Source organism: Pseudomonas sp. B21-021 (assembly GCF_024749205.1).
Classification (GTDB): Bacteria; Pseudomonadota; Gammaproteobacteria; order Pseudomonadales; family Pseudomonadaceae; genus Aquipseudomonas; species Aquipseudomonas paraglycinae.
Genome location: NZ_CP087192.1, coordinates 1,157,771 through 1,177,749, shown reverse-complemented (window position 1 = coordinate 1,177,749; position 19,979 = coordinate 1,157,771). Strand labels below are relative to the sequence as shown.

Annotated in this window: 20 protein-coding genes; 10 read left to right on the top strand and 10 right to left on the bottom strand. The window is 60.3% G+C overall.

The window, feature by feature from the left end; genetic code table 11:
- Positions 1-291: 291 nt before the first annotated feature.
- The 5 genes from LOY31_RS05090 (at position 292) to rlmF (ending at position 6,882) form a co-directional block, all read left to right on the top strand.
- Positions 292-1,782: a leucyl aminopeptidase gene (locus LOY31_RS05090; RefSeq protein WP_258712932.1), complete on the top strand. Its 1,491-nt coding sequence runs from the start codon at positions 292-294 to the stop codon at positions 1,780-1,782.
- Between the two features lie 60 nt (positions 1,783-1,842).
- Positions 1,843-2,271, top strand: coding sequence for a DNA polymerase III subunit chi (locus tag LOY31_RS05085; protein ID WP_258712931.1), 429 nt, complete (start codon positions 1,843-1,845; stop codon positions 2,269-2,271).
- Positions 2,272-2,279: 8 nt separating this feature from the next.
- Complete coding sequence (locus LOY31_RS05080; RefSeq protein WP_258712930.1) at positions 2,280-2,681, top strand: DNA polymerase III subunit chi; 402 nt, start codon at positions 2,280-2,282, stop codon at positions 2,679-2,681.
- A gap of 198 nt (positions 2,682-2,879) precedes the next feature.
- The gene (locus tag LOY31_RS05075; protein ID WP_258712929.1) at positions 2,880-5,726 is read left to right on the top strand and encodes a valine--tRNA ligase; all 2,847 of its coding nucleotides are present in this window, start codon (positions 2,880-2,882) and stop codon (positions 5,724-5,726) included.
- A 133-nt stretch (positions 5,727-5,859) separates the two neighbouring features.
- Entirely contained in the window at positions 5,860-6,882 is a 1,023-nt protein-coding gene (gene rlmF / locus LOY31_RS05070) for a 23S rRNA (adenine(1618)-N(6))-methyltransferase RlmF (RefSeq protein ID WP_258712928.1), read from the top strand.
- Between the two features lie 123 nt (positions 6,883-7,005).
- On the opposite strand, the gene LOY31_RS05065 is transcribed toward rlmF, so the two are convergent.
- Positions 7,006-7,287 (bottom strand): HU family DNA-binding protein, encoded by a 282-nt coding sequence (locus LOY31_RS05065; protein ID WP_007957357.1) that lies wholly within the window; start codon positions 7,285-7,287, stop codon positions 7,006-7,008.
- A 396-nt stretch (positions 7,288-7,683) separates the two neighbouring features.
- Here LOY31_RS05065 and yejK point away from each other — a divergent pair, with 396 nt between their 5' ends.
- Both yejK and LOY31_RS05055 read left to right on the top strand, forming a co-directional pair.
- Complete coding sequence (gene yejK, locus LOY31_RS05060) at positions 7,684-8,688, top strand: nucleoid-associated protein YejK (RefSeq protein ID WP_007957356.1); 1,005 nt, start codon at positions 7,684-7,686, stop codon at positions 8,686-8,688.
- Positions 8,688-9,038 (top strand): glutaredoxin family protein, encoded by a 351-nt coding sequence (locus LOY31_RS05055; protein WP_085608156.1) that lies wholly within the window; start codon positions 8,688-8,690, stop codon positions 9,036-9,038. Before yejK ends, LOY31_RS05055 begins: the two co-directional genes overlap by 1 nt.
- A 31-nt stretch (positions 9,039-9,069) precedes the next feature.
- On the opposite strand, the gene LOY31_RS05050 is transcribed toward LOY31_RS05055, so the two are convergent.
- From LOY31_RS05050 to LOY31_RS05030, 5 genes are all read right to left on the bottom strand, one after another.
- Positions 9,070-10,005, bottom strand: a complete 936-nt coding sequence (locus LOY31_RS05050; RefSeq protein WP_085608155.1) for a glutathione S-transferase family protein — start codon at positions 10,003-10,005, stop codon at positions 9,070-9,072.
- A 726-nt stretch (positions 10,006-10,731) separates the two neighbouring features.
- Positions 10,732-11,034, bottom strand: a complete 303-nt coding sequence (locus LOY31_RS05045) for a GIY-YIG nuclease family protein (protein WP_064593561.1) — start codon at positions 11,032-11,034, stop codon at positions 10,732-10,734.
- Between the two features lie 39 nt (positions 11,035-11,073).
- A complete protein-coding gene (locus tag LOY31_RS05040) occupies positions 11,074-11,547 on the bottom strand; it encodes a nuclear transport factor 2 family protein (RefSeq protein ID WP_258712927.1) in 474 nt (157 codons plus the stop codon).
- Positions 11,548-11,647: 100 nt separating this feature from the next.
- Positions 11,648-12,952 (bottom strand): CynX/NimT family MFS transporter, encoded by a 1,305-nt coding sequence (locus LOY31_RS05035; RefSeq protein ID WP_258712926.1) that lies wholly within the window; start codon positions 12,950-12,952, stop codon positions 11,648-11,650.
- Complete coding sequence (locus LOY31_RS05030) at positions 12,942-13,601, bottom strand: FadR/GntR family transcriptional regulator (protein WP_007957343.1); 660 nt, start codon at positions 13,599-13,601, stop codon at positions 12,942-12,944. The genes LOY31_RS05035 and LOY31_RS05030 overlap by 11 nt, the downstream gene beginning before the upstream one ends.
- A gap of 166 nt (positions 13,602-13,767) precedes the next feature.
- Between LOY31_RS05030 and LOY31_RS05025 the strand changes: the two genes are divergently transcribed.
- Positions 13,768-14,079, top strand: a complete 312-nt coding sequence (locus tag LOY31_RS05025) for a type II toxin-antitoxin system MqsR family toxin (RefSeq protein WP_074691191.1) — start codon at positions 13,768-13,770, stop codon at positions 14,077-14,079.
- Positions 14,076-14,567 (top strand): type II TA system antitoxin MqsA family protein, encoded by a 492-nt coding sequence (locus tag LOY31_RS05020; RefSeq protein ID WP_085608151.1) that lies wholly within the window; start codon positions 14,076-14,078, stop codon positions 14,565-14,567. Before LOY31_RS05025 ends, LOY31_RS05020 begins: the two co-directional genes overlap by 4 nt.
- 52 nt (positions 14,568-14,619) lie before the next feature.
- On the opposite strand, the gene LOY31_RS05015 is transcribed toward LOY31_RS05020, so the two are convergent.
- The 4 genes from LOY31_RS05015 to LOY31_RS05000 all read right to left on the bottom strand — a co-directional run bounded on the left by LOY31_RS05015 (position 14,620) and on the right by LOY31_RS05000 (position 18,782).
- Positions 14,620-15,384: an amino acid ABC transporter ATP-binding protein gene (locus tag LOY31_RS05015; protein WP_007957337.1), complete on the bottom strand. Its 765-nt coding sequence runs from the start codon at positions 15,382-15,384 to the stop codon at positions 14,620-14,622.
- An 11-nt stretch (positions 15,385-15,395) separates the two neighbouring features.
- Positions 15,396-16,493 carry an amino acid ABC transporter permease gene (locus LOY31_RS05010; protein ID WP_007957335.1) on the bottom strand — a complete coding sequence of 366 codons (1,098 nt, stop codon included), beginning with the start codon at positions 16,491-16,493 and terminating at the stop codon, positions 15,396-15,398.
- A gap of 10 nt (positions 16,494-16,503) precedes the next feature.
- The gene (locus LOY31_RS05005) at positions 16,504-17,685 is read right to left on the bottom strand and encodes an amino acid ABC transporter permease (RefSeq protein WP_258712925.1); all 1,182 of its coding nucleotides are present in this window, start codon (positions 17,683-17,685) and stop codon (positions 16,504-16,506) included.
- Between the two features lie 65 nt (positions 17,686-17,750).
- On the bottom strand, positions 17,751-18,782 hold the full coding sequence (locus LOY31_RS05000) for an amino acid ABC transporter substrate-binding protein (protein WP_007957332.1): 1,032 nt from the start codon (positions 18,780-18,782) through the stop codon (positions 17,751-17,753).
- A gap of 467 nt (positions 18,783-19,249) precedes the next feature.
- Here LOY31_RS05000 and LOY31_RS04995 point away from each other — a divergent pair, with 467 nt between their 5' ends.
- Positions 19,250-19,906, top strand: a complete 657-nt coding sequence (locus LOY31_RS04995) for an alpha/beta hydrolase (RefSeq protein WP_085608149.1) — start codon at positions 19,250-19,252, stop codon at positions 19,904-19,906.
- Positions 19,907-19,979: the final 73 nt, after the last annotated feature.

The window sequence follows — 19,979 nt, the reverse complement described above, 5'->3', positions numbered from 1 at the left end:
TTGTCAGGCTAAGGCGGCCAAACAAGCAAACGTATCGACGGGCCCGCAAGGCAGAGCCGTCGAAAAAAGATGCGGCATTATCCTGTGATTGAGGGCGCCTGTCACTGCGCACACTCACGCAAGCATGCAATCCGTTGAAGATCGTACAACCGAGGGTTGTCAGGCGCGGTGAGCGAGGTTCAAACTGCCGCCTCTGTCGCAGGCACTGGCCTGCGCCTCTTCTCTCTATAAGCAGGCGACGGCGGACACGTCGAACGCCTGCGTGTTGACCATTCATTCAGGGATCCGGACATGGAACTGGTTGTAAAAAGCGTTAGCCCAGAAACGTTGAAAACCGCCACCCTGGTGGTTGCCGTCGGCGAAGGCCGCAAACTCGGTGTTGCCGCCAAGCAGGTCGACGAACTGAGCGGTGGCGCCATCAGCGCCGTGCTCAAGCGTGGCGATCTGGGCGGCAAGGTCGGCCAGAGCCTGTTGCTGCACAGCCTGCCGAACCTGAAAGCCGAACGCGTGCTGCTGGTTGGCGTGGGCAAGGATGAAGAACTGGGCGACCGTCCTTTCCGCAAGATCGTCGCCGGCATCCTCAACACCCTCAAAGGCCTGGGCGGCAGCGACGCCGTGCTGGCGCTCGATGAAATCATCGTCAAGAACCGCGACAGCTACGGCAAGACCCGTCTGCTGGCCGAAACCCTGGTCGACGGCGAATACACCTTCGACCAGTTCAAGAGCCAGAAAGCCGAACCGCGCGCGTTGAAGAAAATCACCCTGCTGACCATCAAGGCCGCTCAGGCCGAAGTGCAACGCGCCGTGAACCACGCCACCGCGATCGCCAACGGCATGGCGTTCACCCGTAACCTGGGCAACCTGCCGCCGAACATCTGCCACCCGACTTTCCTCGGCGAGCAAGCCAAGAACCTCGGCAAAGAGTTCAAGGATCTGAAAGTCGAAGTCCTCGACGAGAAGAAGATCAAGTCGCTGGGCATGGGTTCGTTCTACGCCGTCGGCCAGGGCAGCGCCCAACCGCCGCGCCTGATTGTCATGCAATACAACGGCGGCAAGAAATCCGAAAAGCCGTACGCACTGGTTGGTAAAGGCATCACTTTCGACACCGGCGGCATCAGCCTGAAGCCGGGCGCCGGCATGGACGAGATGAAGTACGACATGGGTGGCGCCGCCAGCGTGTTCGGCACCTTGCGCGCCGTGCTGGAACTGAAACTGCCGATCAACCTGGTGTGCATCCTGGCTTGCGCCGAGAACATGCCTAGCGGCAACGCTTCGCGTCCGGGCGACATCGTCACCACCATGAGTGGCCAGACCGTGGAAATCCTCAACACCGACGCCGAAGGCCGTCTGGTGCTGTGCGATGCCCTGACCTACTCCGAGCGCTTCAAGCCGCAAGCGGTAATCGACATCGCCACCCTGACCGGCGCCTGCGTCGTTGCTCTCGGCGCCCACACTTCGGGCCTGCTGGGCAACAACGACGAGTTGATAGAGCAACTGCTGAGCGCTGGCAAGGCTGCCGACGACCGCGCCTGGCAACTGCCGCTGTTCGATGAATACCAGGAGCAACTGGACAGCCCGTTCGCCGACATCGCCAACATCGGCGGTCCGAAGGCCGGCACCATCACCGCTGCCTGCTTCCTGTCGCGCTTCACCAAAAACCTGAACTGGGCGCACCTGGACATCGCAGGCACCGCCTGGACCAGCGGCGGCAAGGACAAGGGCGCAACCGGCCGTCCGGTTCCGCTGCTGACTCAATACCTGCTGGACCGCGCCAAAGCCTGAAACCGATGACTGCGAGCGGCGCCTCTCTTGAGGGGCACCGCTCGCAGCTCAGGAACCGCAATGACCAAAGTCGACTTTTATATTCTGCCCAGCGCCGATCCTTCGGCTCGCCTGGATTTTGCCTGCAAGCTCACCGATAAAGCCTGGCGCATGGGCCACCGCATCTACCTGCATTGCAGTGATGCTGCCCAGCGTGATGATCTCGATGCGCGGCTGTGGGCGTTCAAGGGCGAAACCTTCGTGCCTCACGGCCCGGCCGAAAGCGAACCGGAAGGTTTGATCGTGCTGGGATTGGGCGATGACTGCGGCCAGCACGCGGATCTGCTGGTCAACCTCGACCTGAAAGTCCCGGTTTTCGCCAACCAATTCGCCCGGGTGGCGGAGGTTGTGGTGGAAGATCCGGCGATCCGCACTGCGGCGCGGGAGAGTTTCCGTTTCTACCGCGAACAGGGCTATCCTCTGCAAGACCACCGTTTACAGCGACTCTGAGTACGCCGATGGACACTCCAAAACCGCTGCAAAAACCCGCGCACCTGCTGGATGACCTCGAGTCGATCCGCCAGCTGCTCGGCGATGACAACCTGCAACCGCCACTGCTGACCGACACGGTCGATGATGGCGAACAGGAACAGATTCCGATGTTGTTCGATTCGGTCGACAACACACCGCAAGCCGTCGAAGCTGCACCTGCACCTGCACCTGCTCCGATGCCTGCCGCACAGCCTGTCGCTGCTGTGGACAAAGGCCCCGACGCCCTCCTGCACCTGGACAGCGAACTGCGTGCCGCCGCGCAACTGATCATGCAGGACGTGATCGACGACTTCGCCCCGCACATCGAAACCGAAATCAAACGCCGCCTCGAGGCGCGGATGGAGCGGCTTCTCGGCCAGTACGAATAACTCCCTGATCTCCTGTGGAAGCTGGCTTGCCAGCGATCGCATCACTGCGGTTTTCCTGAAAACCTCGGCGCGTGCATCGCTGGCGAGCCAGCTCCAACATTTAAGTCTCCACCCGGCCCGCCCCGCTCGCCCTACGCCCCATGCCCCGCTATACTTCCCGGCTTTTCCTGAATAAATGCCAATAGGGTCCCGCCGCGCATGGATAAGACCTACCAGCCGCACGCCATTGAAACTTCCTGGTACAACACCTGGGAGTCCGAGAACTACTTCGCCCCGCAAGGCGCGGGCGACTCCTACACCATCATGATCCCGCCGCCGAACGTCACCGGCAGCCTGCACATGGGTCACGGTTTCAACAACGCGATCATGGACGCCCTGATCCGTTTCCGCCGCATGCAGGGTCGCAACACCCTGTGGCAGCCGGGCACCGACCACGCCGGTATCGCCACGCAGATGCTGGTGGAGCGTCAACTCGAAGCCCAGGGCCAGAACCGCCATGATCTGGGCCGGGAAAAATTCCTCGAGAAAGTCTGGGAGTGGAAGGATCAGTCCGGCGGCAACATCAGCCGTCAGATCCGTCGCCTCGGCTCGTCCGTGGACTGGAGCCGCGAGCGCTTCACCATGGATGACGGCCTCTCGGAAGCCGTTAAAGAAGCCTTCGTGCGCCTGCACGAAGACGGTCTGATCTATCGCGGCAAGCGTCTGGTCAACTGGGACACCAAGCTGCACACGGCGATTTCCGACCTCGAAGTGGAAAACCACGACGAGAAAGGTTTCCTGTGGAACCTGAAGTACCCGCTGGCCGACGGCGCGAAAACCGCTGAAGGCAACGATTTCCTGATCGTCGCGACCACCCGTCCGGAAACCATGCTCGGCGACTCCGCCGTCGCGGTGAACCCGAACGACGAGCGCTACAAAGCCCTGATCGGCAAATTTGTCGAGCTGCCGCTGGTCGGCCGCCGCATCCCGATCATCGCCGACGATTACTGCGATCCTGAATTCGGCACCGGCTGCGTGAAAATCACCCCGGCCCACGATTTCAACGACTACGAAGTCGGCAAGCGCCACAACCTGCCGCTGCTGAACATCTTCGACAAGAACGCCAACGTGCTGCCTGCGGCCCAGGTGTTCAACCTCGACGGCACGCTGAACGACAGCATCGACGGCAAGATTCCGGCCGAGTACGCCGGTCTCGAGCGTTTCGAAGCGCGCAAGCAGATCGTGGCCGCGTTCGACGCCGCCGGCCTGCTGGTCAGCGTCGACGATCACAACCTGAAAGTGCCGAAAGGCGACCGCTCCGGCACCGTCATCGAGCCGTGGCTGACCGACCAGTGGTACGTGTCCACCAAGCCGCTGGCCGAGCCTGCGATTGCTGCCGTTGAAGACGGCCGTATCCAGTTCGTGCCGAAGCAGTACGAAAACATGTACTTCTCGTGGATGCGCGACATCCAGGACTGGTGCATCAGCCGTCAGCTGTGGTGGGGCCACCGGATTCCGGCCTGGTACGACGAGTCGGGCAAAGTCTACGTCGGCCGCGACGAAGCCGAAGTGCGCGCCAAGCACAACCTCGGTCCGGACGTTGCGCTGCAACAGGACAACGACGTTCTCGACACCTGGTTCAGTTCGGGCCTGTGGACGTTCTCCACCCTGGGCTGGCCGGAAAAGACCGAGTTCCTGAAGAAATTCCACTCCACCGACGTGCTGGTGACGGGCTTCGACATCATTTTCTTCTGGGTTGCCCGGATGATCATGCTGACGATGCATCTGATCAAGAACGAGGACGGCACGCCGCAGGTTCCGTTCAAGACCGTTTATGTGCACGGTCTGGTACGTGATGGCCAGGGCCAGAAGATGTCCAAGTCCAAGGGTAACGTCCTGGACCCGCTGGACATCATCGACGGTATCGAGCTCGAAACCCTGGTGCAGAAACGCACTTCCGGTCTGATGCAGCCAAAACTGGCGAAGAAGATCGAGAAGCAGACCCGCGACGAGTTCGCCGACGGCATCGCCAGCTACGGCACCGACGCCCTGCGCTTCACCTTCTGCTCGCTGGCGTCCACCGGTCGCGACATCAAGTTCGACATGGGCCGCGTCGAAGGCTATCGCAACTTCTGCAACAAGATCTGGAACGCCGCGCGTTATGTTCTGGACAAGGGCGAAGACTGCGGCCAGAACGGCGAAGCTTACGAGCTGTCGCTGGCGGATCGCTGGATCATTTCGCAACTGCAACGCACCGAAGCCGAAGTGACCCGTCAACTGGATCAGTTCCGTTTCGACCTGGCGGCACAAGCGCTGTACGAGTTCATCTGGAACCAGTACTGCGACTGGTACCTTGAACTGTCCAAGCCAGTGCTGTGGGACGAAAACGCGCCGGTCGAGCGTCAGCGCGGTACCCGCCGCACGCTGGTTCGCGTACTGGAAGTGGCGCTGCGCCTGGCGCATCCGTTCATGCCGTTCATCACTGAAGAAATCTGGCAGCGCATCGCGCCGCTGGCCGGCATTCAGGGCAAGACGATCATGCTGCAAGCGTGGCCGGTGGCCAACGAAGAGCGCATCGATCCGGCGGCCGAAGACGATATCGAATGGCTCAAGGGCCTGATGCTCGGCACACGCAACATCCGTGGCGAAATGAACATCGGCCCGGGCAAACCGCTGCCGATCTACCTGAAGAACGTCACCGCTGAAGACCAGCGCCGCCTGACCGAGAACGAAGCGCTGCTGAAGAAGCTGGCGCGTCTGGAATCGATCACCGTACTGGCCGCCGGCGAAGAAGCACCGCTGTCCGCGACCGCGCTGGTTGGCGAGATGGAAGTGCTGGTGCCGATGGCCGGCCTGATCGACAAGAACGCCGAGCTGGCGCGTCTGGACAAGGAAATCCTGCGTCTGCAGGGTGAAGTCCAGCGCGTTGGCGGCAAGCTGTCCAACGCCGGTTTCGTTGACAAGGCCCCGGCCGAAGTCATCGAGAAGGAACGCGCCAAACTGGCCGAAGCCGAACAGGCTCTGGGCAAGCTGGCCGAGCAGCACGCGCGGATTGCCAGCCTGTAACGGCAAATCGCACTGAAAAAGGGAGGCCCGCAACGGCCTCCCTTTTTTGTGCCCGGCACTTTTCCGGCCAACAACTCGGCTCCCTGTGGGACAATGGCCGCCACTTTCAGCCCTACCCGAATCGACCACGCCCATGAACGCCCCACGTACACCGAAACCTGCGCGCAAGAAGCCTGACTCCGCCACCCCGGCCAAGCCCGTGGAACCGCGTAAAGAAGCCAGCCTGCACCCGCGCAATCGCCATCAGGGTCGTTACGACTTCCCGGCGCTGATCAAGACCACGCCGGAACTGGCGAAGTTCGTGATCACCAACCCGTACGGCAAGGAAAGCATCGACTTCGCCAGTCCCGATGCGGTGCGTGTGTTCAACCGGGCACTGCTCAAGTCGTTCTACGGCATCCAGCATTGGGACATCCCGGCCGATTATCTGTGCCCGCCGGTGCCGGGCCGTGCCGACTACATCCACTTCCTGGCTGACCTGCTGGCCAGCAACAACGACGGTGTGGTTCCGCGCGGCGCCATCGTCAATGTGCTGGATATCGGCATGGGCGCCAACTGCGTGTATCCGCTGATCGGCAACAGCGAATATCGCTGGCACTTCCTCGGCTCGGAGATCGATCCGACCGCCGTGGCCGCGGCCAAGGCCATCGTCAAGTCCAACGACCTGAACAAGGTCATCCAGCTGCGCCAGCAGGAGAACCGCAAGCACATCCTGATCGGCCTGCTGGAGCCTGGCGAGCGCTTTGACCTGACCATGTGCAACCCGCCGTTCCACGCGTCGATGGAAGAAGCCACCAAGGGCAGCGAGCGTAAGTGGCGAGCCCTCGGCAAGGCCGATCCGAAACGCAAACTTCCGGTGCTGAATTTCGGCGGGCAATCGGCCGAACTGTGGTGTGAAGGCGGCGAAGCGCGTTTCGTGACGCAACTGATCGCCGAAAGTGCGAACTTTGCGCACAAGGTGTTGTGGTTCAGCACCCTGGTCTCGAAAGCTTCGAACCTGCCTGCCATCGAAACCGCGCTGAAAAAGGTCGGCGCGCTGGAAAGCCAGGTGGTGGAAATGTCCCAGGGGCAGAAGCAGAGCCGCTTCGTCGCCTGGACCTTCCAGACCAAGTCCGAGCAGCAGATCTGGCGGCGCGAACGCTGGGTTCGCAAGTAATACGTTTCAACCGGGGCGGCGCTTGATCGCAAGCAGCCGCCGCTACTGCTGAAACACAAACAGCAGGCGCAAAAAAACCGTGCCCGGATCGCTCCGGTGCACGGTTTTTTTTATCGCTGCGTCTTACTTGTTCACAGCGTCGGTCAGGCCTTTGGCCACAACCAGCTTGATCACTTTCTTGGCAGGGATTTCGATGGCAGCGCCAGTCGATGGGTTACGGCCAGTGCGGGCAGGACGCTCGGTCACTTTCAGCTTGCCGATACCTGGCAAAGTGATTTCGGCACCGTTTTCCAGCTGATCGGCAACGATTTGGCCCAGTTGGTCCAGAGCGGCACGCGCGGTGGTTTTCGGCGCGTCGATAGCTTCAGCGATGTCGGCGATCAGTTGGTCTTTAGTAAGAGCCATGTAGTGTTCCTTCCCTATCAAATTCATATGGATTGCAGAGTGCAGTGTCAGCCATCGAGCCCGATCTTCTGGATCTGGCACCCTCGGCGATAACCACGACGAGTCGGGGTTATAGATGCCGAAATCAAGGTTTGGTTCGACCTGACAAAAGCTGAATGCATGCTTGTCGCGGTGACTTCGCACAAGACCGGGCAAAACTAGCACAGAGACAAGGAAATATCCGCCTCTAGCTAGCCAAATGGTCAGGTTTATTGCGCTAAATCGGTAAATAAATGCATAAGGGCCGTCGGGTGACGCGGATTTGCCCTTCACCCCGCGCCAAATCCAGTGGTTGCGGTACACTTAGCGCTTTTTCGGGGGAGCCCGCCCTCCTCCCTTCCACCAGCCGAGAAGCCTATGCCGATCCGTCATTGCATCGTCCATTTGATCGACAAAAAACCCGACGGCACACCCGCAGTCCTGCACGCCCGTGACTCCGAACTGGCTGAGTCCGCAGCCATCGAGAACATGCTCGCCGATCTGAACGAGAGCTATAACGCCAAACAGGGCAAAGCCTGGGGGTTGTTCCATCCGGAGTCCGGCGCGTTCCCGTTCAGCGGCTGGCTGAAGGAATACATGGAAGGCGGCAAGGATTTCACCGCGTTCAGCAAGGTCGCGGTCGAGCACCTGCAGAAACTGATGGAAGAATCGAACCTGTCGGTCGGCGGCCACGTGTTGTTCGCCCACTATCAGCAAGGAATGACCGATTACCTGGCCATCGCCCTGCTGCACCACAGCGAAGGCGTGGCAGTGACCGATCAACTGGACGTGACCCCGTCGCGCCACCTCGACCTCGGTCAACTACACCTGGCGGCGCGGATCAACGTTTCCGAGTGGCAGAACAACAAGCAGTCCAAGCAGTACATCTCGTTCATCAAGGGCAAGAACGGCAAGAAGGTCTCGGAGTACTTCCGCGACTTCATCGGCTGCCAGGAAGGGGTCGACGGCCCGGGCGAAACCCGCACCCTGCTCAAGGCTTTCAGTGACTTCGTTGAGAGCGAAGACCTGCCGGAAGATTCCGCCCGCGAAAAGACCAAGACCCTGGTCGACTACGCCAGCAGCCAGGCCAAGCTCGGCGAGCCAATGGGCCTGGAAGAACTGTCTGAGCTGATCGACGAAGAACGCCCGAAGGCCTTCTACGATCACATCCGCAACAAGGATTACGGCTTGTCGCCGGAGATCCCGGCGGATAAGCGCACGCTCAACCAGTTCCGCCGCTTCACCGGTCGCGCCGAAGGCCTGTCGATCAGCTTCGAAGCGCACCTGCTGGGCTCGAAGATCGAATACGACGAAGAAGCCGGGACGCTGGTCATCAAAGGCCTGCCGACCTCGCTCACCGATCAGTTGAAGCGTCGCAACTGATGCTCGGCAATGTGCTGAAAAAGGTTCTGCTGGTTCTGCTGGTGGTCGTGGTCTATCAGAACTGGGGCAAGATCGAGCGGGTGTTCAACCCGTCGCAGATGGCGTCCGAGCAGGTCCGCGCCAACGCCAGGGTCGTGCTGTACGCCACGGACTGGTGCGGCTACTGCAAGCAGACCAAGCGCTTTCTCGATCAGAAAGGCATTCCGTTCAAGGAATTCGATATCGAGAAGGACACCGAGGCACGCAAGGCGTATGAAGCGCTGGGCGGACGCGGGATTCCGCTGATCGACGTCAATGGCACGTTGATTCGCGGGTTTGATCCGGACGAGATTCTCGCTGCACTGAAATGAACGAGGGAGCCATTCGGCTCCCTCAGTTGTTTCAGCGTTTCTCGATTCGGAAACCGAAACGCGGGAAGTGCACATGCACCAACCCGCCACGTTCGTCTTCACGACGCAGGATCATCTCCTCTCGACCGGCAAACACCAGCTCACCGGCCACCGGATCAACGCCGTAGTCTGTCGCGGCGATCAGCACCTGCTGACCTGCCACGAACCCGTTCGGATCAGTGAATTCCTCGTCCGGCAACGCCGCAGGCGTCGAGCTGCGCGCGATCTCCAGTGCTTCCTCCGAACTCATCTCGCTGGCCGCGCCATGGCCAAAACCGAGCACACGCCCCAGCCACGCCGACACCGCCGGATAAGCATCCACCAAAGGCGCCGTCACGTGAGTGGCCTTGAGGAACCACAGCGGATGAGCCATGGCGAAGTCGGCAATCGACGGTTCACCGAACAGGAAGTCACCGTCTTCACGCTGCAACTGTTGCTCCAGACGCGCCATGAGGGTCGGCCAATTGTGCTTGGCCTGCTCGGCTGACAGCCTGGTCGCGCTGCCACCGCTGAACAGTCCGGCCCGATCTGCGAGGAACGCCTTGATCGCTTCCGGCGGCAACTTGCCGAAACGCACTGCCACCGATTCCGGCTGGAACACCAGGCTCACCGCGTGCTGGAACACCACCGAATCGGCCCAGGCGGCGAAACTGGCGGCGATCATTTCCTGACCTTCCGGGAAGAATGAAGGCTGGGCCTTTTCCTGCTCGAGGCGGCGGGCGATCAGCGCGGTGTCGCAATAGATATCGGCGCCGATCTGCAACACCGGGGTCTTGCGGTAGCCACCGGTCAGGGCGGTCAGATCCGGTTTCGGCATCACCGGCGAGATGTGCACCGAACGCCAGGACAAGCCCTTGAAACCCAACAGCAGCCGGGCCTTTTCGGCGAATGGAGAGGTCGGGTAATGATGCAGAATCAACTCGGACATGCTCGGCTCCGCCGCACAGAAAGTGAGCCAGCAGCTTAGCGCGCAATTCGTTCGCAGCCTACGGATCCGGCTGATGGGAACTGATCAGTCAGGTTGATAAGGCACTAAAAAACCGCCTCAGCCAAGGCTGAGACGGCTTCCCACATCAATGACCCTACATCAGGTCATCGAAGTGATCTCGCAGGAACTCGTAAAAGCGAAACGCTTTGAACGACCTCCATACGAGGCTCAGAGTACGCAGCAAAAGCTTCATACGTTTTGACCTCCGGTGGGGGGCCAAACCTCCAGCGTGCTTACCGGACCACGTACGCCTTCGGAATACACGCCAATGTATCCAATGAGGCGGCCGGTTGTGATCCCCCTGAAAAATCATTCCGGCACGGGAGCAACCCCATGTCAGAGGGCATGAAACCGTTACGTCGATCAGCCAGACCTCAAAGCTGCATTGGCATGCGAGCGGACGAATAGTAATCGGATTGCTATACCGTCATTTAAACAAATGAGCTCAAAATCGCATTCTCTGGAATGGGTGTTTCAAGGCTTGCCTGGGGACGTAAAGACGAATACTCTTGGCCTGCGCCAGTGTATCCAGTGAGATGCAATAAACCCCGGCCGCAAACCGAGGTTTACAGAAAAAACCGCCTACAAGGGCGGTTTTTTCTTGCCTGTCGTTTATGCAACGTGCCTCCTCCACGGAAGGGATATCTATAAGGTTTGAGGGCTTATTCAGTCCGGGCGATAAGACGCCACCAGACATTCCTTCGCACTCTTCCTGAGCTTCTTGATCAACCGCTCCTGACGCAACGCATCACCCTTGTCGCGACAACGCTCGGTGTAGACCAGCGCCATCGCCGGGCTTGAGAGAAAGAATCGCGCCCCTTTGCCACTCTGATGCTTGGCGAAGCGGCGCACGGGATCATCGCTGATCCCGCAGTACAGCGAACCGTTGGCGGCGCGTACGAGGTAGACGAACCAGGACTTGCTCACTGGAACGTCGGCATCGAGAGGATTTTCGCTGAGGCTGGTCACGGGACAATTCAGGCGTAAGGAAAACAGGCCGCGATCTTATCAGCGACTCGACTGAAATGCCTTCAGCCCTTTCAGCGCCTGGGCGCGGACGGCGTTGCGCACCAGCGGCGTCCAGCCAAGGAGCAGGCCCTTGAAGCCCAGCGCCTGCCGCGACCAGCGCCACAAGTCGAAGTGGTCGTGGTGTTCGCAGATCTTGCCGTCACGGAAGACGAAACGTGCCTGGATGTCGTTGATCACGATGTTGCCGGTCTGGCTGAACAGGTAGGTCGCCACCCAGTGGGCGCCGCCGCTGCGCTCGTCGGCGCGGACGTTGTCGAAAGTCAGGGAGAAGTCCTTGGCCCGGGTGGTGAGCATGCGCCACATGTCGCCGGCATCGCGGCCGCGCAGCTCGCCGAAGGCCGGATCGCTGAACACCACGTCGTCGGTGTAGCAGGCGGCCATGGCCTCGGCGTCGAGGCGCTGGAAAGCCTGGTAGAAACGGGTGATCAGGGCGCTGTGGGCTTCTTCACTCATGGGCAATCTCCAGGAAAGGTACAGATTGCCAGCACGATAATCCGCAAACGCCCGAAACACTATCGGCATTCGCATTCCGAATACCGACAGTGTGTGCGTATCAGACCTTTTCGCTTGCCACCTGCACGTACAGCGCACGTCCGGCACCGAGGCCGGCGAGGATTGCCCCGGCACCGATAATGCCGAAGATCCAGCCCACGGCGTTCCAGCCACCGGTCCAGTCATGCACGACGCCGACCGCGAACGGCCCCATGGACGCGAGGGTGTAGCCGAAGCCCTGGGACATGCTCGACAGGTTCGCCGCGACATGGGAATCCCGCGAGCGAAGCACGATCAGGGTCAGCGCCAGGCTGAACGTACCACCCTGCCCCAGGCCCAGCAGGATCGCCCAGCCCCACAGGCCTTCGATCGGCGCGTAGAGGCAACCGAACAGGCCGCCGAGGGTCAGCGCCATCACCACCACGATCGCCAGCCGCTGATCCTTGCCGCGCGTGGCCAGCCACGGTGCCGCCAGGGAGCTGGCGAGCTGGATGATCACCGAACCGGACAGCACCAGGCCGGCCTGGGTCGGCGTCAGCCCGCGACCTATAAGGATCGACGGCAACCAGCCGAACACGATGTAGGCCAGCGACGATTGCAGGCCCATGTACAAGGTCACCTGCCAGGCCAGCGGATCACGCAGCAGACCGCGCACTCGATACGCGACATTGTGCGCGCCGTGCTTCTGGCCGATTTGCGGCAGCCAGAACACTGCCGCCACCAGCGCCGGAATCACCCAGAAACCCAGGCCCATGGCCCAGCTGTGATCGAAGTGTTCGCTCAGCGGCACACTGGAACCCGCCGCCATCGCCGCGCCCAGGCACAGGGCCATGGTGTAGACGCCGGTCATGGTGCCGGCATGCTTGGCGAAGTCACGCTTGACGATGCCCGGCAGCAACACGCCGATGATGCCGATGCTCGCGCCGCCCAGCACGCTGCCGGCGAACAGACCGATTTCACCGAAGTTGCTGCGCAGGATGATGCCGCCGGCCAGTGTCAGAAGAATCCCCAAGACCACCCGCTCGGCACCGAAACGCCGCGCGAGTATCGGGGCCAGCGGAGCGAACAGACCGAGGCAGAGCACCGGCAACGTCGTCAGCAAACCTGCCTGAGCAGCTGACAAACCAAGGCTTTTCGACACATCACTGAGCAGCGGCGCCATGCTCGACAGCGCCGGGCGCAAGTTCAACGCCACCAGAATCAGCCCCAGCAGCAACAGCCACGGGCGCCGTACCAGCGGATGGCTTTGCTGCACCTGCTCGTCATCGGCCTCGGCATCGATCAGCAACTCTTCGAGCTCGGCCTTGCGAACGGGTGCTGTGGAGACTTCTGGGCGGGACATGGTTTTCTCGGTTTCAAGGTTCATTGATCAACTGCCTCGACAGGGCTTTGGCCCGCTCCGGATCGCGCTGCTCGACAGCCTCAAGCAAGGCGACGTGCAAATCGAAGACTTCCTGTCGACGGGGGACGATGTTCAGGGTCTGGCGCAATTGCGCGCCGACGATGCTGGAAAAATAGCGATACAGCTCGCTGAGGGTCGGGTTGTGCGCGGCATCCACCAGACGGCGGTGAAACACCAGGTCGCAGCGGATGTAACTGTCGAGGTCGCCGTGATAGTGGCTGCCGGCGACACCCAGCGCCTCACGCAGTGCGACGAGGTCTTCATCGGTCCGGCGCAAGGCCGCCAGGCCGATGGCCTCGACTTCAAGGATGTGCCGGGTTTCCCGGGCCTGATCAAGCGAGCATTTGGACAGCGCCTTGAGCGTGTCCATCGGATCGACCACCGCCCGCAGGTAACTGCCGTCACCCTGACGAATTTCGATCAACCCGGAAAACGCCAGCACCCGCATCGCCTCGCGCACGGTGTTGCGGCTGATGCCGAGCTCGGCACACAGCTCGGGCTCGGTCGGCAAACGCTGACCGACCTGCCACGTGCCGTCGGTGATGCGCTGGCGCAACTGATCCAGGGCCTGATCGACCAGGGATCGCTTAATGAGTGGAGAAATGTCTGACATAGGATTCGCCCTTTCATCCAATCATGGGATGAATTTTCTGACATGTTAGTCAGCTCCGTGTAGGACGGCAACCACCTAGGGTCAGAGAGAGGCAAATGGAGCGGGATTTTCGATTAGTCAAAATTACCCTTTAAGGGTAATTTCAGGGACAGGGTTTTGGTTTCTTATGGAAAAGAACACACCCCATTACGACTTGGTGGTGATCAAGGCTGAGGTCAGGCGACGGGGAAGACAGGCATTCACCAAGAGCGCAGAAAAAACCGGACTGGATCTCGGCTTCAGCATCATAGAGATGCAAGAAATCGTTTTCGAACTGCAGAACAGGATGTTGTACAAGTCGATGACCACCTATGACGATCATCGAGTCTGGCAGGACGTTTATCACACGCACTCACACGATCTGGAGATTTACATCAAGGTGACATACCGCCCCGAAGGTGGCCCACCGGTAATCTCCTTCAAGGAGAAAAACCAATGAAGACCCGGCAATGTTTCAGCTGCGGTGCACGTGAGGGAATGACACATTTCGAGGGCCGCGGCGAAACCATCAGTGTCAAAGGCATGGAACGTCGTATCGATGACCTTGCTGGCTGGGAATGTCGCAAATGCGGTGAGGTCGAGTGGGACGCCGATACCGATAGTGCAGAACGCTACACGCAAGCCGGTGATGATCTGGTGATTGCTGCCCGACAAATGATCGGTAACGAGATGAAGCGCATCCGGCGCAAATTGCACCTGACGCAAAAAGAAACGGTGCAACTGCTGTCTGGTGGCGGACACAACGCATTTTCCCGCTATGAGCGCGGCGAAGTGCTTCCGCCGAAGGCGTTGATGCTGCTGATGCGCCTGCTCGATCGCTATCCGCACTTGCTCGCCGATGCGAAAGCCTTGGGTGAAGGGGCGGATCTGAGGAGCGCCTTCAAGTATACCGAGCACAAAGAGCACGAAACCCTCACCGTTTCCTGACTCCCAAAAAACAAACCCGGCACAAGGCCGGGTTTGTTTTATGCATCAGATATCAATGCAGGATCTGACTCAGGAACAACTTGGTCCGATCATTCTGTGGATTGTCGAAGAAGTCGTTCGGCGCCGCCTGCTCAACGATTTCGCCCTTGTCCATGAAGATCACGCGGTTGGCCACGGTGCGGGCGAAGCCCATTTCGTGGGTCACGCAGAGCATGGTCATGCCGTCTTCGGCCAGGCCGATCATGGTGTCGAGCACCTCTTTCACCATCTCCGGGTCGAGTGCCGAGGTCGGTTCGTCGAACAGCATGATTTTCGGTTTCATGCACAACGCGCGGGCGATCGCCACACGCTGCTGCTGACCGCCGGACAATTGCCCCGGGTACTTGTGCGCCTGCTCCGGAATGCGTACGCGTTCCAGGTAATGCATGGCGATTTCCTCGGCCTTGCGCTTGGGCATCTTGCGTACCCACATCGGCGCCAGGGTGCAGTTCTGCAGGATGGTCAGGTGCGGGAACAGGTTGAAGTGCTGGAACACCATGCCGACTTCACGGCGGATCGCTTCGATCTGCTTGAGGTCGTTGGTCAGCTCCACGCCATCGACCACGATGCGGCCCTGCTGGTGCTCTTCCAGACGGTTGAGGCAGCGGATGGTGGTGGACTTGCCGGAACCCGACGGGCCGCACAGCACGATACGCTCGCCCTGACGCACGTTGAGGTTGATGTCTTTCAGCACGTGGAACTGGCCGTACCACTTGTTCACGCCCTGCATCTGAATGATGCCTTCAGGGCCCACTGGCTTTTTGATTGCTTCGCTCATCGAAAAAACTCCTAACGCTTGTGGCCAGTGTCGAGCTTGCGTTCCAGGTGCATGGAATAGCGCGACATACCAAAACAGAAAATCCAGAACACCAGGGCGGCGAACACGTAGCCTTCGGTGGCCATGCCCAGCCATTTCGGATCGGCAGCGGCTTGCTTGACGCTGTTGAGCAGGTCAAAGAGGCCGATGATGATCACCAGGCTGGTGTCCTTGAACAGCGCGATGAAGGTGTTGACGATGCCGGGAATCACCAGCTTCAGGGCTTGCGGCAGAATCACCAGGCCCATGGCGCGCCAGTAACCGAGACCCATCGCGGCCGCGGCTTCGTACTGGCCCTTGGGGATCGCTTGCAGACCGCCGCGCACCACCTCGGCGACGTACGCCGACTGGAACAGGATCACGCCGATCAGCGCCCGCAGCAGCTTGTCGAAGTTCATGCCTTCAGGCAGGAACAGCGGCAGCATCACCGAGGACATGAACAGCACCGTGATCAACGGCACGCCGCGCCAGAACTCGATGAAGGTCACGCAGACCACACGGATCGCCGGCATGTTCGAGCGTCGACCCAGCGCCAGGACAATCCCCAGCGGCAACGCACCGGCGATGCCGACAGTGGCGATCACCAGGGTCAGCATGAGACCGCCCCACTGGCTGGTCGCCACGGTGTCGAGGCCGAAGACGCCGCCATGCAGCAGGCACCAGGCAACAATCGGGTAGACCACCAGGAAGCTCAGGCCGTACACCGCCTTGTGCGCCACGCGCTTGATGAACAGCGGTGCCACGCCGATGACCGCCAGCCACACGGTCAGGTCCACGCGCCAGCGCAGTTCCGGTGGGTAGTAGCCGTACATGAACTGGCCGAAACGCTGCTGGATGAAGACCCAGCAGGCGCCGTCCTTGGTGCAGTCGGCGCGGGTGGTGCCGACCCAGTTGGCATCGATGATCGCCCAGCTGAGGATCGGCGGAATCACCAGGTAGATCAGGTAGAACGCGAACAGGGTCAGCAGGGTGTTGAGCCAGCTGGAGAACATGTTCGCGCGGATCCACGCCATCGGGCCGAAGACCTTGGCCGGCGGTGGCATGTCGGGTTTGAAAGTATGAGTACTCATGCGCTATTCCTTACCGCTCGATCAGCGCGATGCGCTTGTTGTACCAGTTCATCAGCAGGGAAATGCTGATGCTGATCGCCAGGTACACGCTCATGGTGATGGCAATGACTTCGATCGCCTGACCGGTCTGGTTCAGCACGGTGCCGGCGAACAGCGAAACCATTTCCGGATAACCGATACCGGCCGCCAGCGAAGAGTTCTTCGCCAGGTTCAGGTATTGGCTGGTCAGCGGCGGGATGATGACCCGCAGCGCTTGCGGAATGATCACCTTGCGCAGGGTCGGGCCGTTGCGCAGGCCGAGCGAATGCGCCGCCTCGGTCTGGCCGTGGCTGACCGACTTGATGCCCGAACGCACGATCTCGGCGATGAACGCCGCGGTGTACACCGTCAGCGCCAGGGTCAAGGCCAGCAGTTCCGGAATCAGCACCCAGCCACCGACGAAGTTGAAGCCTTGCAGCTTCGGCATTTCCCAGTGCACGGGGGCACCGAAGATCAGCGCGCACACCGCCGGGATCACCAGGAACAAGGCCAGACCGGCCCAGAACTTGTGGAACGGCTCGCCAGTGGCTTCAAATCGCTTGTTGGCCCAACGGCTCATCAGCACGATGGCGACGATGGCCACCACGATGCTGATCACGAATGCCCAGAAACCGTCGGCCATCAACGCAGCCGGCATGTTCAGGCCACGGCTGCTGACGAAGAAGGTATCGCCGAAGTTGTGGCTGTTGCGCGGCCCTGGCATGGTCAGAAACACCGCGAAGTACCAGAACAGGATCTGCAGCAGTGGCGGGATGTTACGGAAAACCTCCACGTACACCGTTGCCAGTTTGGCGATGATCCAGTTCTTCGACAGGCGCGCCACGCCGACGATGAAGCCGAGGATCGTGGCCAGGATCACACCGATGAAGGTCACCAGCAGCGTGTTTAGCAGGCCGATGACAAACACCCGGGCATAACTGTCCGCTTCGGTGTAGGAGATCAGGTGTTGAGCGATGCCGAACCCGGCACTGCGCTCGAGAAAGTCGAACCCCGAAGTGATACCCCGGTGTTGCAGGTTGGTCTGGGTGTTATCGAACAGATACCAGCCCAGGGAGACCACCGCCACGATGGTGATGATCTGAAATACCCACGCACGCACTCGTGGATCGCTGAGGCTGAGCCTCTGCTTTGGTGCGCCGATTGAATTTTGCATGAAGTGCCCCGGAAATAATGGAACAGAACGTCACCCGGCAGTTGGCCTGCCGGGTGACAGAACCATCAGCGCACTGGTGGTGCGTATTGAATGCCGCCGTTGTTCCACAGCGCGTTCAGGCCGCGGTCGATTTCCAGCGGAGTGCTCTTGCCGAGGTTTTTCTCGAAGATTTCGCCGTAGTTGCCGACTTGCTTGACGATCTGTACGACCCAGTCCTTCGGCAGTTTCAGGTCTTTGCCGTATTCGCCGTCTGCACCGAGCATACGAGCGACATCCGGGTTCTTGGTCGCTTTGGCTTCAGCTTCGACGTTCTTCGAAGAGATGCCGGCTTCTTCGGTGTTCAGCAGCGCGTAGCCAACCCAACGCACGATGGCCAGCCACTCGTCGTCGCCGTTACGCACGACCGGGCCCAGAGGCTCCTTGGAAATGGTTTCCGGCAGAACTACATAATCCTTCGGCGAAGCCAGCTTGCTGCGCTGGGCGAACAGCTGGGATTTGTCGGAGGTCAGCACGTCGCAACGACCGGACTCCAGCGACTTGGCGCTCTCATCGGAGGTGTCGAAAGTGATCGGGGTGTATTTCAGACCGTTGCCGCGGAAGTAGTCGGAAACGTTCAGCTCGGTGGTGGTACCGGCCTGGATGCAGATGGTTGCACCGTCCAGCTCTTTGGCACTCTTTACGCCCAGCTTGTTGTTTACCAGGAAGCCGATGCCGTCGTAGTAGGTAATGAAGCCCGGGAATTTCAGGCCCATGCCCGCGTCACGGGAGCTGGTCATGGTGGTGTTACGCGACAGGATGTCAATCTCGCCGGACTGCAGAGCGGTGAAACGCTCCTTGGCGTTCAACTGACTGAACTTGACCTTGGTCGCGTCGCCGAACACGGCAGCGGCCACGGCGCGGCAGACGTCAGCATCGATACCCACGATCTTGCCGGTGGAATCCGGAACCGAGAAGCCTGGCAAGCCATCGCTGACGCCGCACTGCACGAATCCTTTCTTCTTCACTGCATCCAGGGTTGCACCCGCCTGAGCGAACCCGCTGACACCCAGTACTGCAGCAGCAGTCACGATCGCCAGAGTGGATTTCAACATCTTCATTCAAACCTCCAGTTTTGCTCTTGTTGTGTCGGAGCTTGAGTCCAGTCGCACCCTTTTGAGGCGTTGTTGACCCGTGTTGGCTTTTTTTGGGGTCAACCGACGCAGGACCTTCGCTATGAGTCTAGTAGGAGAAAATCCACATCATGGACAACTCACTTCTCACCAGTCGGCCGAACGGGCGGTAGCCCTTTCACGTTCGCTAAGCCCGTTGCGGCCATTGGCGAACATCCATCACCGGATTCTTTGCTATCCCGTCGCCAGGCGTTCACTGATAGTGTTACCGCCAGGCGCGAGATCGATTGCACGACTACCTCATAGCAAAGCCCGTACCACACCGGCAGCTGAAGCGATTGAGTGACAGGTCAATAGCAAAACTTGCAGCCTTGCGACATCTTCTTAACGGATCAACCGGGCGCGCACGCAAATCACGCACTCAATGAGAGCGCCCGCACACAATTGGAGCAGCCATGACCGAGCCCTTGATTCTTCAGCCTGTTAAGCCCGCAGACGCCTGCGTGATCTGGCTGCACGGCCTCGGCGCCGACCGCTACGACTTTCTGCCGGTGGCCGAAGCGCTTCAGGAAATCCTGCTGAGCACGCGTTTCGTCCTGCCCCAGGCGCCGACCCGTCCGGTGACGATAAATGGCGGATATGCCATGCCGAGCTGGTACGACATCAAAGCCATGAGCCCGGCCCGGGCGATCGACCGCGACGAGCTGGAAGCGTCCGCCGACCGCATCATCGAATTGATCGAAGAACAGCGAAGCAGCGGAATAGACGCCTCGCGAATTTTCCTCGCCGGTTTTTCCCAGGGCGGCGCCGTGGTCTATCACACCGCGTTTCTGAAATGGCAGGGACCGTTGGGCGGGGTGCTGGCATTATCGACATACGCGCCGACCTTCAGCGATGAACTGGAGTTGTCCGCCAGCCAGCAGCGGATTCCGGTGCTGTCGCTGCACGGCCAGTTCGACAACGTGGTGCAGAACTCGATGGGACGCACGGCTTATGAGTATCTCAAGGCCCATGGTGTCACCGTGACATGGCAGGAATACCCAATGGAGCACGAAGTGTTACCCGAAGAAATTCGCGACATCGGCACATGGTTGAGCGAACGCCTGCGCTGACAATTCCGACAAGGGTCGCCCTTTGATCATCCCACTACGCCGCGCCCGTTTCTTGCATTACACTGGCCGGCGT